8 protein-coding genes and 1 pseudogene are annotated in these 15,041 nt (G+C 64.9%); 6 read left to right on the top strand and 3 right to left on the bottom strand.

The window, feature by feature from the left end; all coding sequences use genetic code 11:
- Positions 1 to 301: 301 nt before the first annotated feature.
- Complete coding sequence (locus tag JS533_RS04145) at positions 302 to 1,744, bottom strand: metallophosphoesterase family protein (RefSeq protein WP_051923970.1); 1,443 nt, start codon at positions 1,742 to 1,744, stop codon at positions 302 to 304.
- 240 nt (positions 1,745 to 1,984) lie between these two features.
- Between JS533_RS04145 and leuA the strand changes: the two genes are divergently transcribed.
- Positions 1,985 to 3,898 carry a 2-isopropylmalate synthase gene (gene leuA / locus JS533_RS04140; RefSeq protein ID WP_033495658.1) on the top strand — a complete coding sequence of 638 codons (1,914 nt, stop codon included), beginning with the start codon at positions 1,985 to 1,987 and terminating at the stop codon, positions 3,896 to 3,898.
- 201 nt (positions 3,899 to 4,099) lie between these two features.
- Here leuA and JS533_RS04135 read toward each other — a convergent pair whose 3' ends face one another.
- Entirely contained in the window at positions 4,100 to 4,894 is a 795-nt protein-coding gene (locus tag JS533_RS04135; protein ID WP_033495729.1) for an IclR family transcriptional regulator, read from the bottom strand.
- A gap of 303 nt (positions 4,895 to 5,197) precedes the next feature.
- On the opposite strand from JS533_RS04135, the gene leuC reads away from it, so the two are divergent.
- The 5 genes and pseudogenes from leuC (at position 5,198) to JS533_RS04115 (ending at position 13,412) form a co-directional block, all read left to right on the top strand.
- A complete protein-coding gene (leuC, locus tag JS533_RS04130; RefSeq protein ID WP_241513255.1) occupies positions 5,198 to 6,601 on the top strand; it encodes a 3-isopropylmalate dehydratase large subunit in 1,404 nt (467 codons plus the stop codon).
- A 196-nt stretch (positions 6,602 to 6,797) separates the two neighbouring features.
- Complete coding sequence (gene leuD, locus JS533_RS04125; protein ID WP_033495654.1) at positions 6,798 to 7,484, top strand: 3-isopropylmalate dehydratase small subunit; 687 nt, start codon at positions 6,798 to 6,800, stop codon at positions 7,482 to 7,484.
- Between the two features lie 322 nt (positions 7,485 to 7,806).
- Complete coding sequence (locus JS533_RS04120) at positions 7,807 to 12,063, top strand: DEAD/DEAH box helicase (RefSeq protein ID WP_241513254.1); 4,257 nt, start codon at positions 7,807 to 7,809, stop codon at positions 12,061 to 12,063.
- A gap of 251 nt (positions 12,064 to 12,314) precedes the next feature.
- Positions 12,315 to 12,452, top strand: a pseudogene (locus tag JS533_RS13780) (LacI family DNA-binding transcriptional regulator); the annotation flags it as partial.
- A 57-nt stretch (positions 12,453 to 12,509) separates the two neighbouring features.
- Complete coding sequence (locus JS533_RS04115) at positions 12,510 to 13,412, top strand: LacI family DNA-binding transcriptional regulator (RefSeq protein ID WP_338024161.1); 903 nt, start codon at positions 12,510 to 12,512, stop codon at positions 13,410 to 13,412.
- A gap of 254 nt (positions 13,413 to 13,666) precedes the next feature.
- Here JS533_RS04115 and JS533_RS04110 read toward each other — a convergent pair whose 3' ends face one another.
- The gene (locus tag JS533_RS04110) at positions 13,667 to 14,983 is read right to left on the bottom strand and encodes a MalY/PatB family protein (RefSeq protein WP_241513252.1); all 1,317 of its coding nucleotides are present in this window, start codon (positions 14,981 to 14,983) and stop codon (positions 13,667 to 13,669) included.
- Positions 14,984 to 15,041: the final 58 nt, after the last annotated feature.

The following is a 15,041-nucleotide window of genomic DNA, read 5'->3' as shown; positions in this document are numbered from 1 at the left end:
TACCACCGTTCCCCCGGCGGGTCCTGTGCATCACAATAGTGCGCAAACACAACGCACGACTAGGTTTTGCTCCTATTGCGATACTTTTCGCTCCGACAGGGGTGCGGGTTTGCCGGATGAGCGGCGTCCGGTGCTGACTGCGGCGAATCGCCGTCCGCCTTGCGGGACGTGCCGGTCAGGCGTGAACGGCTCTGCGCTGAGTTATCAGACATCTGACAACTTTCATCATACCACGACATAACAGGACATGTACAGACGTGCCCGGGCAACAGCCGCCACGGCCGCTGCCCGGGCACAACCGTCAGCGCTTGACCTGTCTGACCTGTCTGACCGCAGCATGCACGATCGCGGCGAACGCGGCCGTCGTGCCGATCGCGACGCCGGCAAACACCTGCGGACGGCGCAGTTCGTTGCGCAGGCTCACCGCGCCGGTCACGCAGTGATCTTCGAAGAACACGCGCAGTTCGTTGCCCGAGTAGCGGCCGACCAGCTCGCCCCACGTGAGCATGCGCGTCACGTACAGCTGCGGCGCGTCCTCGCGGAACTCGAACAGACGCACGCCGCGGTAGCGCGACTTCGGCCCGTAGCATTCGAAGCCGCAGGTCGGCGCGTAGCCGAGATCGATGCCGTCGACGTGCCCCACAAACGAATTCTTGTGGTCATGGCCGCAGAACAGCGCGAAATAGCCGCCCGCGCGACGCATCGCATCCACTTCGCCCACGTTGTCGTCAGCGCAGCCGATCGCCTCGCCGAGACGCGAGCCCGGCCGGCACACCTCGTGGTTGAGCACGTAGCAGTGGCCCGCGTAGTTGCGCGCTCCCTCCACCGCGTTCGGCGTCCACGCGGGCACTTCCTTGAGGCAGTCGTAGAACTCCTGCGGCGGGATGTGCTGGAATGCGATCGTGGGCACCGGTTTGCCGTCGCCGTTGCGCGTCGCCAGCGAGCGCTGCACGTCGCCCAGCCACGCGACCGCCTTGTCGCTCGGCGTGCCGTATCCGTCGGAGTCGGCCAGGTCGAGCCCGCGCGAATTGGCGACGTAACGCGGATACTGCGCGTCGTTTTCCTCCGGCTTGCCCGCGTAGTCGCCGGAGTTGACCAGCGTCACGCTCATCGCGACGCGGCCGGACCCGTCGGACGATTCGATCGGCAGTGCGAACGTTCCCGGCTCGATAGCGAGCTCGCTCGTGCCGGGCGCCGGATTCATGCAGCCCGGATATTCGCGGTAGATGTCGTCCTGTTCGTCGGCGAGGATGCCGCACTGGAAGTCGTGATTGCCGTACGTCGCGGCGAACGGCACGCCGGCCTTGATCGCGGGGGACAGGAACGCGCTGAACGTGTCGCGCACCTTCTGCCGGGTGTCGTCGAGCAGGTCGTCGAGCGTGACGACGTCCTCGGACGGCGGAAGATCGGGGTTGCGCCGGGCCGCGATGCGCCGTTTGATGCCCTGTAGCTTCGCCTCGACCTCGGTGACGAGGCGCACCTTCGCGCCCGGGTTCTCGCCGCGGCGGCGCAGGAACGTGTCGATGTACGCCGGATCGTAGCCGCGGATCTGGTCGCCGGTGAACACGATCAGGTCGGGATCGGCGGCCTTGATCGCGGCCTCGATCATGCGGATCGTATCGGGCTTGACGTTCGGGCCGTCCTGGATGTCGGCCATTTGCAGGATACGGAAGCTGCCGTCGCGGCGGAAGCGCAACGGGGTGCGCGCGGTCGGCGATTGCTGGGTTTTGGGGGAGCGTGTCATGCGTTCCATTGAACCGTGCCACGAGTCCGTGCGCCGTGCGATGCGTGCGATCTGCGCGGGAACCGCACGTTTGCGTCGCGCGCGGTTCACCTTGCGTGTCCCGAATGCGCTCCGAATGCCGGAATCGCGGCGATTTGCGCGGACAAGGCCGGTAAGATGAAAGGTTGTACATGTTACGTACGCGTAAACGATGCGGCCGGGCTGAACCACCGGCGCAAATTCCAAAGAAAAGGAGGAGAGATGGGTCAGGATCAATCATCGGTATTTGATCTTGCGGCGGTCGCCGCAGCGTCCAACGGAGGGAACAACGACCCGCTGCTGCCTCCGGCGCGATTCATCGGCGACCCGCAGAAGCCGAGCAAGATGCCGTACACCAAGTACGTCGCCTACGACAAGCAGGTGCCGTTCGACTATCCGCAGCGCACGTGGCCGGGCAAGCGTCTCGAGCGCGCCCCGCGCTGGTGCTCGGTCGACCTGCGCGACGGCAACCAGGCGCTTGTCAACCCGATGGATTCCGAGCGCAAGCTGCGCTTCTGGAACCTGCTGGTTTCGCTCGGATTCAAGGAGATCGAGGTCGGTTTCCCGTCCGCGTCCGAAACCGATTATGACTTCATCCGCATGCTCATCGAGCGCGAGCTGATCCCGGACGACGTGACCATCGTCGTGCTCACCCAGGCCCGCGAGCACCTGATCCGCAAGACGTACGAGTGCCTCAAGGGCGCCAAGCGCGCGGTCGTGCACTTCTACAACTCCGTTTCCGTGCTGCAGCGCGAGGTTGTGTTCCGCAAGGACAAGGCCGGCATCAAGAAGCTCGCCACCGACGCGGCCGAGCTGTGCAAGGAGCTTGAGGGCGAGGCCAAGGGCATCGACCTGTACTACGAGTACAGCCCCGAATCGTTCACCGGCACCGAGCCCGAGTACGCGGTCGAGGTGTGCAACGCGGTCATCGACGTCATCAAGCCGACACCCGAGCACAAGATGATCATCAACCTGCCGGCCACGGTCGAAATGACCACGCCGAACGTTTTCGCGGACGAAGTCGAGTACGTGTCCAACAACCTGACCGACCGCGACTCGATCGTGCTGAGCCTCCATCCGCACAACGACGAGGGCATGGGCGTGGCCGCCACCGAACTGGCGATGCTGGCCGGCGCGGACCGCGTCGAAGGCTGCCTGCTCGGCAACGGCGAGCGCACCGGCAACGTCGATCTCGTCACGCTCGGCCTGAACCTGCTCACGCAGGGCATCGACCCGCAGATCGACTATTCGAACGTGCCGGAGATCCGCAAGACGGTCGAATACTGCAACCAGATCAAGATCTCCGAGCGTCACCCGTACGCGGGCAACTTCGTGTTCACCGCGTTCTCCGGTTCGCATCAGGACGCGATCAAGAAGGGCCTCGAAGCGCGCCAGATGGCGGCCGACCGTGCCGGCGCCGATCTCGACAGCTTCGTGTGGCTCGTGCCGTACCTGCCGATCGATCCGAAGGACATCGGCCGCACGTACGAGGCGATCATCCGCGTCAACTCGCAGTCCGGCAAGGGTGGCATGGCCTACCTGCTCAAGACGAACCACAACCTCGACCTGCCGAAGCGCCTGCAGATCGAGTTCGAGAAGATCGTGCAGAAGTACGCGGACGAGACCAAGAAGGAAGTCAAGGACGAGGACATCTGGCGCCTGTTCAAGGACGAGTACCTGCCGGTCGAGGAGTCGGGCGCCACGGCGGCCGGCGCGGTCGTGGGCGACACTCGCGACGAAAGCCTCGAGCAGTGGGGTCGTCTCAAGCTACTCAAGGTGTCGGTCTCGTCCGGCGAGGACGGTTCGGACACCGTGCTCAAGGCGAAATTGCTCGATCGCGGCGCTGGCGCTTCGAACGCCTCCGAACCGGTCGTGCGCGAGCTGTCGGGCATTGGTAACGGCCCGATCGCCGCGTTCATCAACGCGATCTCGAACCTTGGCATCGAAGTGTCGGTGATGGACTACGTCGAGCATACGATGTCCGTCGGCACCGACGCGATGGCCGCTTCGTACGTCGAGGCGCAGGTCGGCGAGGATGCGGAAAGCCAGATCATCTGGGGTGTCGGCATCGACTCCTCGATCATTACCAGCTCGCTCAAGGCGATTATTTCCGCCGTCAATCGATCGGAACGCTGACTGTCGTCAGCGTGCTGTGTTCAGCGCGTCGCAACTGATGTTGCTCCGGCTACGAACAGTTCACTGGACTGTTCGTCGGAACGCTGACTGCCGTCAGTGCTGATCGGCACTGATCGCATATGACAAGAGCCCCCTCAAGGTGAGGGGGCTCTTCGCGTATTGGCGGCATGAGACGCCGTTCAACGGCGTGGACTTAGGAACTCAGCGGCCGGACGACGCCTTGATGAGCGCGTCGGTGAGATACTTGCCGGCGGCCATGACGAGCGGCGCGTAACGGCGGCCGGGCGCGTTGCCCATACGGCCGGACGGGCCGGAGATCGAGATTGCGGCGATCACCTGGCCGGACGCGTTGCGGATCGGCGCGGAGATCGAGCACACGCCCTCCTCGCGTTCGTTTACCGACTCGCTCCAGCCGCGTTTGCGTACGGCGGCGAGCTTGGCGGCGCTGAATTTCGCGTGGCGCAGGCCCTGATGCATGCGGTCGGAATCCTCCCACGCGAGCAGGATCTGCGCGGCCGAACCGGCCTCCATCGACAGCATCGCGCCAACCGGAATCGAATCGCGCAGGCCGGACGCGCGTTCCACGGCGGCGATGCACACGCGCTGGTCGCCCTGACGGCGGTAGATCTGCGCGGATTCGCCGGTGCGATCGAGCAGCGTCTGCAGGATCGGGCCGGCCGCGGTGAGCAGTCGGTCCTCGCCGGCGGCCGCGGCCAGTTCGGCGAAACGCGAGCCGAGCGCGAAACGGCTGTGCTGGTCGCGCAGCACGAAACGATGGCGTTCGAGCGCGATGGCGAGACGGTGCGCGGTCGGGCGCGCCAGGCCGGTCGCGGCGACCAGCTGGCCGAGCGTGGCCGGTCCGGACTCGAGCGCGTCGAGGATTTTCACGGTTTTGTCGAGCACGCCGACGCCGGAGTGGATTTCGCCGTCGTTCGCCGAAGCGTCGGTCGCGTCGGCGTCCGATTCCGTCGCGTCGGTCGCGTCGACGGCGTCCATGCGGTCGGCCGGTTCGTTAAGCTCGTTCAGCGGCGCGTTCGGCTCGCTGGGCATGCTGCTGTCTGCGTTGGAGGAAGTCATAGTGGTCGATTATGCCATCTCACATAGTGAAACGCAAAACGCGGAATCCGTGCCCGTGTTGTAATTCGCGACAGCGACGGGCGACGGGCATGTCCCGGTGTCCGTGACGTATCTCATATACCGGCCTTGCAGGCCGTTTCCCCGGGCTCGAACCATAGGCTATATACCACGAAGGACGCGAGAGTACAAGACCTCGCGAGAAAAAATTAGGAGGAATTCCGAATGGGAACGACACTGGCCGAAAAGGTCTGGGCCGATCATTTGGTACGCAAGGGCAGCGATGGCGCACCCGACTTGCTGTACATCGACCTGATGCTCATGCACGAAGTCACCAGCCCGCAGGCGTTCGAGGGCCTCCGACTGGCCGGACGCAAGCCGCGCCACGTGGACCAGCTCATCGCCACTGAGGACCACAACACGCCGACCGTCGACATCGACCGTCCGAACCCGGACAAGACGAGCGCACTGCAGCTGAGCACGCTCGAAAAGAACTGCAAGGAGTTCGGCGTGCGCCTGCATCCGCTGGGCGACACCGATCAGGGCATCGTGCACGCGTTCGCGCCGATCCTCGGCCTGACGCAGCCGGGCATGACGATCGTGTGCGGCGACTCGCACACCTCGACGCACGGCGCGTTCGGCGCGCTCGCGTTCGGCATCGGCACGTCCGAAGTCGAGCATGTGATGGCGACGCAGACGCTCTCGCTCAAGCCGTTCAAGACCATGGCGATCAATGTCAACGGCGAGCTGCCGGCCGACGCGACTGCCAAGGACGTCATCCTCGCGATCATCGCGAAGATTGGCACCGGCGGCGGCCAGGGCCACGTGATCGAGTACCGCGGCGACGCGATCCGCAAGATGAGCATGGACGAGCGCATGACGATCTGCAACATGTCGATCGAAGCCGGCGCGCGAGCCGGCATGATCGCGCCCGACGAGACGACGTTCGAGTATCTCAAGGGCCGTCCGCACGCGCCGGAAGGCGAGATGTGGGATAAGGCCGTCGAGTACTGGAAGACGCTCAAGACCGACGATGACGCCGTATTCGACAAGGTCGTGGACATCGACGCGACCAAGCTTGGACCGTACGTGACGTGGGGTACCAACCCCGGCCAAGGTCTGCCGATCACAGCGAACGTGCCGGTGCCGAGCGAGATCGCGGACGCGACCAAGCGCGCCGCCGCCGAACGCGCGCTCAAGTACATGGATCTCGAGCCGGGCACGCCGATCAAGAGCATCCCGGTCGACACCGTGTTCATCGGCTCGTGCACGAACGGTCGCATCGACGACCTGCGCGCGGCTGCGGCGATCATGAAGGGCCACCACAAGGCCAAGTCGATCCACCGCGTGCTCGTCGTGCCGGCCTCGTCGCGCGTGCGCCTGCAGGCCGAGAAGGAAGGGCTTGACAAGATCTTCAAGGACTTCGGTGCGGAATGGCGCAACGCCGGCTGCTCGATGTGTCTCGGCATGAACCCCGACAAGCTCGTGCCCGACGAGCGTTCGATCTCGACGTCGAACCGCAACTTCGAAGGCCGTCAGGGCAAGGGTTCGCGCACGCACCTCGCCTCGCCGCAGGTCGCCGCCGCCACCGCCATCCGCGGCACGATCTCGTCGCCGGCCGACCTGTGACACAATCCGCTACATGACGGTGTCATTTCGACTGAGCGAAGCGAACGGAGAAATCTATCGACGGTTCGTTACCGTGACGGATTTCTCGACTCCGCTTCGCGTCGCTCGAAATGGCACATGATATGCGAGACTATCGCTGTTCGTTGTAACACAAGCTTGTCAGCCCTTAGCAGAGGGCATCAGAAAGAGAAAACGTATGGAAAAACTCACCACGTTGACCGGCGTGGGCGTGCCGCTGCGCCGCTCCAACGTCGACACTGACCAGATCATTCCGGCCGTGTTTTTGAAGCGCGTCACCAAGACCGGCTTCGATGACGCGCTGTTCTACGCATGGCGCCGCAACCCGGACTTCGTGCTCAACAAGCCCGAGTATGCGAAAGGCCAGATTCTGGTCGCCGGACCGGACTTCGGCATCGGCTCCTCGCGCGAGCACGCCGTGTGGGCGCTGCATGACTACGGTTTCCGCGTGGTCATCGCGCCGCGCTTCGCCGACATCTTCTACGGCAACACCGCCAAGAACGGTGTGCTGGCGGCGATCATGCCGCAGGAGTCCGTTGAGCTGCTGTGGAAGCTGCTCGAGGAGGAACCGGGCCGCACGATGACCGTGTCGCTCGAGGACCGCACGGTGACCTGCGGCGACGTGACGTTGCCGTTCGAGGTGAACGACTACGTGCGCTGGCGTCTGATGAACGGCTACGACGACATCGACCTGACGCTGCAGCACGAGGACGACATCGCCGCGTACGAGAAGATGCGCGCCGAAAAGTTCCCGTTCAAGCCCAAGACTATCCCCGCCAAGCACTGGCCGGAGGAGACCATCGCCTCCGCCCGCGAGCCGGAGAACGAACCGGCATGGCCGGGTCCGATCGCCGATCGCGACTAGCGCAGCGTCGCGTTCGGCGGTGGACAGTCCTGTGGACTGTCCACCGGCCCGGCCTGAACGAGACGAGAGTCGAGTGAAGGTAATGTCAAGCCTCGCCGCAGCCCTTTTTCTCGGCTCCCCTTGTCAGGGGAGCTGTCACGAAGTGACTGAGGGGTAGTCAGAACCCATCGCATTGCATGCGGTAATGTATTGGATGCCTTTTCCTCTAGCCCCCTTCTGACGAAGGGGGCTTTGTTTTGTCCGGTTATGGAAGATAGGTGTTACTGTCGAAAGGCAGTGGCCGACGGCAGACAGAACAGAGACGGGCATGGAAGGGGCCGATATGGGTTTTGGTTCGCGCAAGGACAGGCCCTCGTACCGGGACATCGCGAAGTTCCTCGGCTTGTACGGAGACCGCCGTGGCACGAGCGGCGTCGATGATGACGACGAGGACGATTACGACGATTACGACGACTACGGCGAGGATTCCGGCGTCACGTACGGCGGTTCGCGCTCCCTCAACGCTGTGGTCCCGGACAAGCGGCTTCAGCATCTCGCCGGCAATGCGTACTGGCGCGCTCAGGACATCGTCGACTCCGGCCGCATGCACGAATGCACGAGCGCGCCGATCAAGCAGGGCATCGAGCTGGCCGCGTTGGTCGTCAGCACGTACGAATCGTCGGACGACTATCGCGTCTGGGCTGATATCGACACGCGCGCCCACGACGTCATCAAGGCGCACTGCACCTGCCCCGCGTTCAACCGTTCGACCAGCGGCTACTGCAAGCACGTCGTCGCGCTGATCATGCACTACAACCAGGCCGCGTACGAGTTCCGCAGCATCCCCGGTTCCGCCGCAGACGAGGTCGAACGCAAGGCGTCGGCGGCCACGTCGCGCGCGCTGTCGCTGTTCATGCGGCAGCGCGACGACGCATTGGCTCGGGAGTCGAAGGATCGCCAGCTCAGCCTGCTCAAGGAGATCAGCAGCATTGCCGACGCGGGCGGCACTGCTGACGGCAATGGTTCGCAGGCTGTTCGCACCATGCCGGCGAACAGTATCGGACTGCGCGTGAGTATCGCGGAGCAGGGTGACGGATGGGGCGTCAAACTGCGCATCGTGGTGCACGGCACGTCCGTTTCGTACGTGGTGAAAAACATCGCCGGCCTGCTGCAGGCCGTGCGCGACCGCGAATTCGTGTCGTACGGCAAGAGGCTCGCGTTCGTGCATACGCGCGAGGCGTTCGACGAACGTTCGCGGTGCGTGCTCGATCTTGCCGGTCGCGCGCTGCGCATTCGGGCGAGCGTGAACGGTGGCGATTCGTATCGTTCGTACTATTGGCGCAAATCGGATGATTCGGAGCTGCGACTGTCCGAGGATGAGATCGCCGAGCTGCTCGACCTGTACGTCGGCACGGACGATACGCTCGACTATGCGCCAGGCGCGCGATTCCTGCTGCCGTCGCTGCCGACCCGCGTGGTCGTCGGCGAACCGGATTTCGGTCTGTCGATCGTGCCGGTGACTGACCGCCCGGCGACTGGACAACGTATGCTGCCGGGTATGCCGGGAGCCGATGCCGCGAACGCGGAACCGACGGTCACCGGGTATGCGATACGCCATACGCAATGTCTGGAGGCGGTCGTCTCCGGCGAATCGTCGACGTATATGATCGTGCGTCCGTTGTCGCGGGCCGTGATCGCGGCCGACAATGCCGCGCTGTCGAATGCGAGCGCCGCGTCCCGCGCGCTCGGAGCGCAGGCCGCCGCGTTTTCCCGGGAATACGGTGATGCGCGGCCGGCGGTGATCTACCGTTGCGGCGATATTTCGGCCGATCGTCGCGAACTGCTGAAACTGCTGTGCGGCGACAACGATCAGTCGACGATGATGCTGAACGCGAACGACGCCGACCTGTTCGCGCGCACCGTGCTGCCCGAGTTCGCGTCCCCGGCGGCGGCCCGGTCCGAGGAGGAACCAGCCGGCGATCGTGTCGACGATGAGCCCCTCGACGATACGTCGGTACAAAATAATTATAAAAGCGTTAGCAAAAAGACGGGGGCGACCGGTGATGCCAGCGAACGAGCGCTGTCCATCGACGTGCCCGACTCGCTGCGCCGGCTCATGCGCGTGCCCTGCCGCATCGCGTTCTACTTCGACCGCGACCAGCACGGCATTTCCTGCGATGCGCGCGCCTACTACGGCGCCGACATGTTCCGCGTCTTCGACGGCATCGGACGCACCCCCGCCGACGTGCGGCGCGACAAGGACACGGAACGGCTCGCCGTCGAGGCGGTGTTGCACTACTTCCCGCGTCCGGCCGGCTCCGTCGCGCTGTTGCCCGATGATGACGACGAGGCGATCTACAAGCTGCTCACCGAGGGCCTTGCCGTGTTCCGCGGGCTAGGTGACGTGTACGCGACCCCCGCGTTCGACGGCATGACTGCCATGCCGCGGCCCACCATCAAGTTCGGCCTGTCCGTCAAATCCGATCTGGTGCGCATTTCGCCGATCGCCGACGAAATCGACCCGGCCGACGTGCCCGCCTTGCTCGCCGCGTATCGCAGAAAGCGCCGGTTCCATCGGCTCGGCAACGGCGCGTTCGTCGACCTGCGTAACGTCGACACGTCCGCCGTTGACGAACTGTCCGCCGACCTCGGCGTCGATCCGGCCGAATTCGAACAAGGCTCGGTCGAAGTGCCCGCGTACGAGTCGTACTATCTTGACCACGAGGTGGACGATGCGGACAAGGACGACGGTTTCCGCACGTACCTGAACGGTCTACGTGTGATCGATCCCGCCACGTACCACGTGCCGGACTCGCTCGCGAACGTGCTGCGACCGTATCAGACCGAAGGATTCCGCTGGCTCAACGCGGTGTGCGACAAGGGATTCGGCGGCATCCTCGCCGACGAGATGGGCCTAGGCAAGTCGGTGCAGTTGCTCTCGTTCCTGCTTGCCCGGCAAGGCGAATCGCGCGCGGCGCAGCAGCCAAGCCTGATCGTGTGCCCGGCGTCGCTCGTATACAACTGGGCGGCCGAAGCGGCCAAATTCGCGCCCGGCCTGCGCGTGGAAACCGTCGCCGGCGGCAAGGCGGCGCGGCGCGCGCTGCTCGACCGCATTCGGATGGTGCAGGCGCATGCAGGGGCGAACGATGCGAATGTTGCCGATGCGACGGTGGCAACGGTCACGGTTGGCACTGACGACGATCCTGCTGCGGCTGATGTGACGGTACCGGCCGCCGACGTGCGCGTCGAGAGCGCAGCGACCGATGCATCAGCTGATGCGTCGGCTGATAGGGCAGTTCCGACGATGCCCGACCTGCTGGTCACCTCCTACGACCTGCTGCGGCGCGACGTCGACGACTACGACGGCATCGAATTCTTCTGCATGGCGCTCGACGAGGCCCAGTACATCAAGAACGCGGCCACCAAGGCGTCCAAGGCCGTGCGGCAGGTCGGCGCGCGGCATCGGTTCGCGCTCACCGGCACGCCGATCGAGAACCGGCTGAGCGAATTGTGGAGCATCTTCGACTTCCTCATGCCCGGCATGCTCGGCAGGTACGCGCACTTCCGCGAACGGTTCGAAATGCCGATCCTGAGCGGCGACGGTCGCGCGCAGGGCAAGCTGCAGGAGTTCGTCGGGCCGTTCATCCTGCGTCGGCTCAAATCGCAGGTGCTTAAGGACCTGCCCGACAAGATCGAGAACGTGATTACCGTCCAACTGGAAGGCGAACAGCGCAAGCTGTACGCCGCGCTCGAGCAGCAGCTGCGCGCGGTTGTGCTCAAACAGAAGCCCGAGGACTTCAACACGGGCAAGATCCAGATTCTCGCGCAGCTGACGCGATTGCGGCAGGTGTGCTGCGATCCGCGGCTCATCTACGAGAACGCGGGGGAGAACGCCGGGGCGGGCGTGGAGGCGGTGTCCGGTGCGCCTGCCGCGAGCGATCTCACGCCGGCGGGGCAGACCGTACACGCCGGGCAGACCGCGCAGGCCGGGCAGACCGCGCAGGCCGGGCAGACCGCGCAGGCCGGGCCGGTCGACAGAACCGCCCGCAAGCCGGGCCGTCCGTCGAAGAAAGCCACGTCGGCCAAGCTCGACGCGATCGCCGAACTCGTCGACTCGTGCCGAGACGCGGGCAAGAAGATGCTGATCTTCTCGCAGTTCACCAGCTATCTCGACCTGATCGCCGAACGGCTGCACGCGGCCGGCGTCGAATACGACATGATCACCGGTGCCACGCCCAAGAAGCAGCGCGTCGAACTGGTTGACCGGTTCAATCAGGACGAGACCCCGGTGTTCCTCATCTCGCTCAAGGCCGGCAATACGGGCCTGAACCTGACCGGCGCGTGCGTGGTCGTGCACGCCGACCCATGGTGGAACGCAGCCGCGCAGAACCAGGCCACCGACCGCGCGCACCGCATCGGGCAGACGCAGGACGTGAACGTGTACCAGATCGTCGCCAAGGACACGATCGAGGAGCGCATCATCAACCTGCAGCATGCCAAAACCGACCTCGCCAGCCGGTTCGTGGATGCCGCGGCCACCGCGTCCGGAACGTCCGTCGCCTCGCTCACCAAAGAGGATCTGCTCGCCCTGCTCGGCTGATCCCGGTTCGGGACGTCGGCCGTCGGATTCGGGGCCGGGTTTCCGGCTGTGGTCCCGGCGGGACGCGTGCGGCGTGCGGTGAACCGGCCGAGAGATGGTGTGATCGTTTGCTGTCGAACGGGCGGAATTTTTGCCGGATCGACGGCCCGTCGGCCGGTCGTGTCCGCATTGCGCGCATAGACACGAGCATTGACACGATTTAACCAGTCGGGCATGTAAAGTAGTGCCTATCGCAAGCTCGTTGTCGGAAGGATGTTATGGTCACAATGAGCGACGTCGCAAAGGCGGCGGGTGTTTCCAGGGCGACGGTTTCCTACGCGCTGCGCGGCGATCCGCGCATCGCCGCGGCCACGGCGGAGAAAATTCGCCAGGCCGCGCAAAAGCTGCACTACAACGCGAACATATCGGCACGGTCCCTGCGCTCCGGCCGCAGCGGCATCATCGGCGTGGCGATCTACGAACTTGACCGCCCGTATCCTTCCGAAATGAGCGCGGCCATGTCGCGCGAAATCGCGCGTCGCGGCTACCAGCCGATCGTGCAGCAGACGTCCGGTTCCAAGGACGACGAAATCATGATCCTGCAGAAGGTCACCAGCCAGCTGTGCGACGGCATGATCTTCAGCCCCGGACAGGTCTCCGACGAGGAACTGCGCGCGCTCTCGCACGGCAAGCCGATGGTGCTGCTCGACGACATTTCCCCCGACCCGGTGTTCGACTCGGTGAACACCGCCTGCGAGGACGGCTCCGCTGCGGCCGTGCGCCACCTGATCGACATCGGTTGCAAGCACGTGGTGGTGGTCGGCCCGTCCTACGACATGCTGCTCGACGACAAGATGGCCTCCAGTGTGGTCGGCCGACGCATGACCGGCTGCCTGCGCGCGTTCGAGGAGGCTGGCGTGGACGTGGACGCGAGCAACTTCCTGCCGTTGGAGCATTGGGATCCGATCCCCGCACGCGAAGCCGCGTACCGTCTGCTCGACTCCGACGACTATCGCGACGCCGACGGCGTGTTCTGCATGACCGACACGATCGCGATCAGCTTCATGCGCGGCCTTGCCGACCGCGGCGTGCGCGTGCCCGACGACATTGCGCTCGTCGGCTTCGACGGCGTCACCGAAAGCGAATACGCGGTCCCGTCCCTGACCACCGTGCGCACCGACCTCGACGATCTGGCGCGCCGGACGCTTGACCTGCTCATCGACCGCATCAACGCGAACGTCGGCGGCGCGGGAATCGACGCGACGGGCGGCACGGGCGACAATGCCGGTGACGGCCTCGCCTTCCCAGACGCACCCCAGCGGCTCACGGCCGCATGGGAACTCGTCAAACGCGAATCCACCCGTCGCTAGCGATTGCTGTGTGACAGGGGACTGGTGCCGATGTCACACAAAGCAAGTAATTGGCGTGACATTGCTCCTGGTTTGCTCGGGCTGCCGGGCTCAATGTCACGCAAGATGGGCAACATGCGTGGCATTGAGCCCAGTTCGTTTGGGCTACTGGTGCCGATGTCACGCAAAACGGGTGATTGCCGTGACATTGACACCAGCAGCCCGGGGTCTTATAGCGCCAATGTCACGCATGGGTGCGGGGCATGCAGGCGATGTCACGCGGCGTCGCGCATATCGGCTCGAGTCAGTCCGGCCGAAGCCATCGCGGTCGGGGCCATGGCACCTGCCGGCAGCAGGCCGTCCGCGGCGAGCGCGTCGCGCATCTGGTCGAGGCACCGTTCGAGCAGCGGATACGGCATGGCGAAATTCATGCGCACACAGCCTGTACCCACCGCACCGCACTCGCGGCCGTCGGTCAGCGCCACGCTCGCATGCTCAAGGAAATACGCGGCCGGATCCGCAATGCCCAGTCCGTTGAAATCAAGCCACGCGATGTACGTGCCCTGCGGTTTGACGTAGCCGACTCCGGGGAAATCGCGGCGCATGCGCTCGTCGACCAGCTCGGCGTTGCGCTTGACGTACTTGAGCACCTCGTCGAACCACAGTCCGCCCTCCTCATATGCGGCTGTGGACGCGATCGCGCCGATCGTGGCGGTCTGATGCTCCGACCATTCGCAGCGGTCCGTCCACATGCGAACGTCGTCGGGATTCGTCAGGATCACCTGCGCGCACTTCGTGCCCGGAATGTTGAACGACTTCGACGCGGACGTGGCGGTGAACGCCTGCCGCGCAGTCATCTCGTTGATCGCCGCGAACGGGACGTGGCGGTGGCCGTCGAACACGAACGGCGCGTGAATCTCGTCGGAGAAGACGCGCACGTTGTACCGTTCGCACAGCGCGGACAGCCGCAGCATTTCGTCGGTCGTGCAGACCTTGCCGATCGGATTGTGCGGGTTGCACAGCACGAACGCGCGGCAGCCGTCGCGGAACGCGGCTTCGATCGCGTCGAAGTCGAACAGCCAGTCGCCGTCGGCCCGACCGTCGTCGCAACCGGCTGCGCAACCGGCATTGCGGCCGTCGACGCGCAGCATCGGAATCTCGACCAGTTCGACGTCGTACAGCCGCGGCAGGCTCAGGAACGGCATGTACGCCGGCGTTGGCACGATCACGCGATTACCGTGGCTGACGATCTCGCGCAGGAAAATCTCGAACGCCTCAACCACGTCGGGCACGACGCGCACCTGCTCCGGGTCCACGTTCCAGCCGTAGCGCAACCGTTGCCAGTCGGCGCATGCCTTGGCGACGTGACGCTTCCACGGGGTCGGGATGTAGCCGAGCGCGCAGCCCTGCACCGCGCGGTCGATGGCGCGCTGGATGCACGGCGCGAGGCCGAAATCCATTTCCGCGATGAACGCGCCCACGCAGCCCGGGTAGCGCGACCACTTGTCGCTGCCGCTTTGCGCGAGCTTGTCTGCGGTGAGCGCGTCGATGGCCTGGGCGTCGAATCCGATGATGTCCTTCACATAATCCATGCCTCTACTCTCGCGCTTCGGCATGGTGCCGCGAAAGCCGCGAACGCCGCATGTCGCT

This window comes from Bifidobacterium amazonense (genome assembly GCF_018555435.2).
GTDB lineage: Bacteria > Actinomycetota > Actinomycetes > Actinomycetales > Bifidobacteriaceae > Bifidobacterium > Bifidobacterium amazonense.
This window is presented reverse-complemented; position numbering and strand designations above follow the sequence as displayed.

Bases quoted from the DNA above. Each gene is read 5' to 3' on its own strand.
- leuA (WP_033495658.1), top strand. From the start codon at position 1,985: ATGGGTCAGGATCAATCATCGGTATTTGATCTTGCGGCGGTCGCCGCA.
- JS533_RS04145 (WP_051923970.1), bottom strand. From the start codon at position 1,744: ATGACACGCTCCCCCAAAACCCAGCAATCGCCGACCGCGCGCACCCCG.
- JS533_RS04135 (WP_033495729.1), bottom strand. From the start codon at position 4,894: ATGGACGCCGTCGACGCGACCGACGCGACGGAATCGGACGCCGACGCG.
- JS533_RS04110 (WP_241513252.1), bottom strand. From the start codon at position 14,983: ATGGATTATGTGAAGGACATCATCGGATTCGACGCCCAGGCCATCGAC.
- JS533_RS04120 (WP_241513254.1), top strand. From the start codon at position 7,807: ATGGGTTTTGGTTCGCGCAAGGACAGGCCCTCGTACCGGGACATCGCG.
- leuD (WP_033495654.1), top strand. From the start codon at position 6,798: ATGGAAAAACTCACCACGTTGACCGGCGTGGGCGTGCCGCTGCGCCGC.
- leuC (WP_241513255.1), top strand. From the start codon at position 5,198: ATGGGAACGACACTGGCCGAAAAGGTCTGGGCCGATCATTTGGTACGC.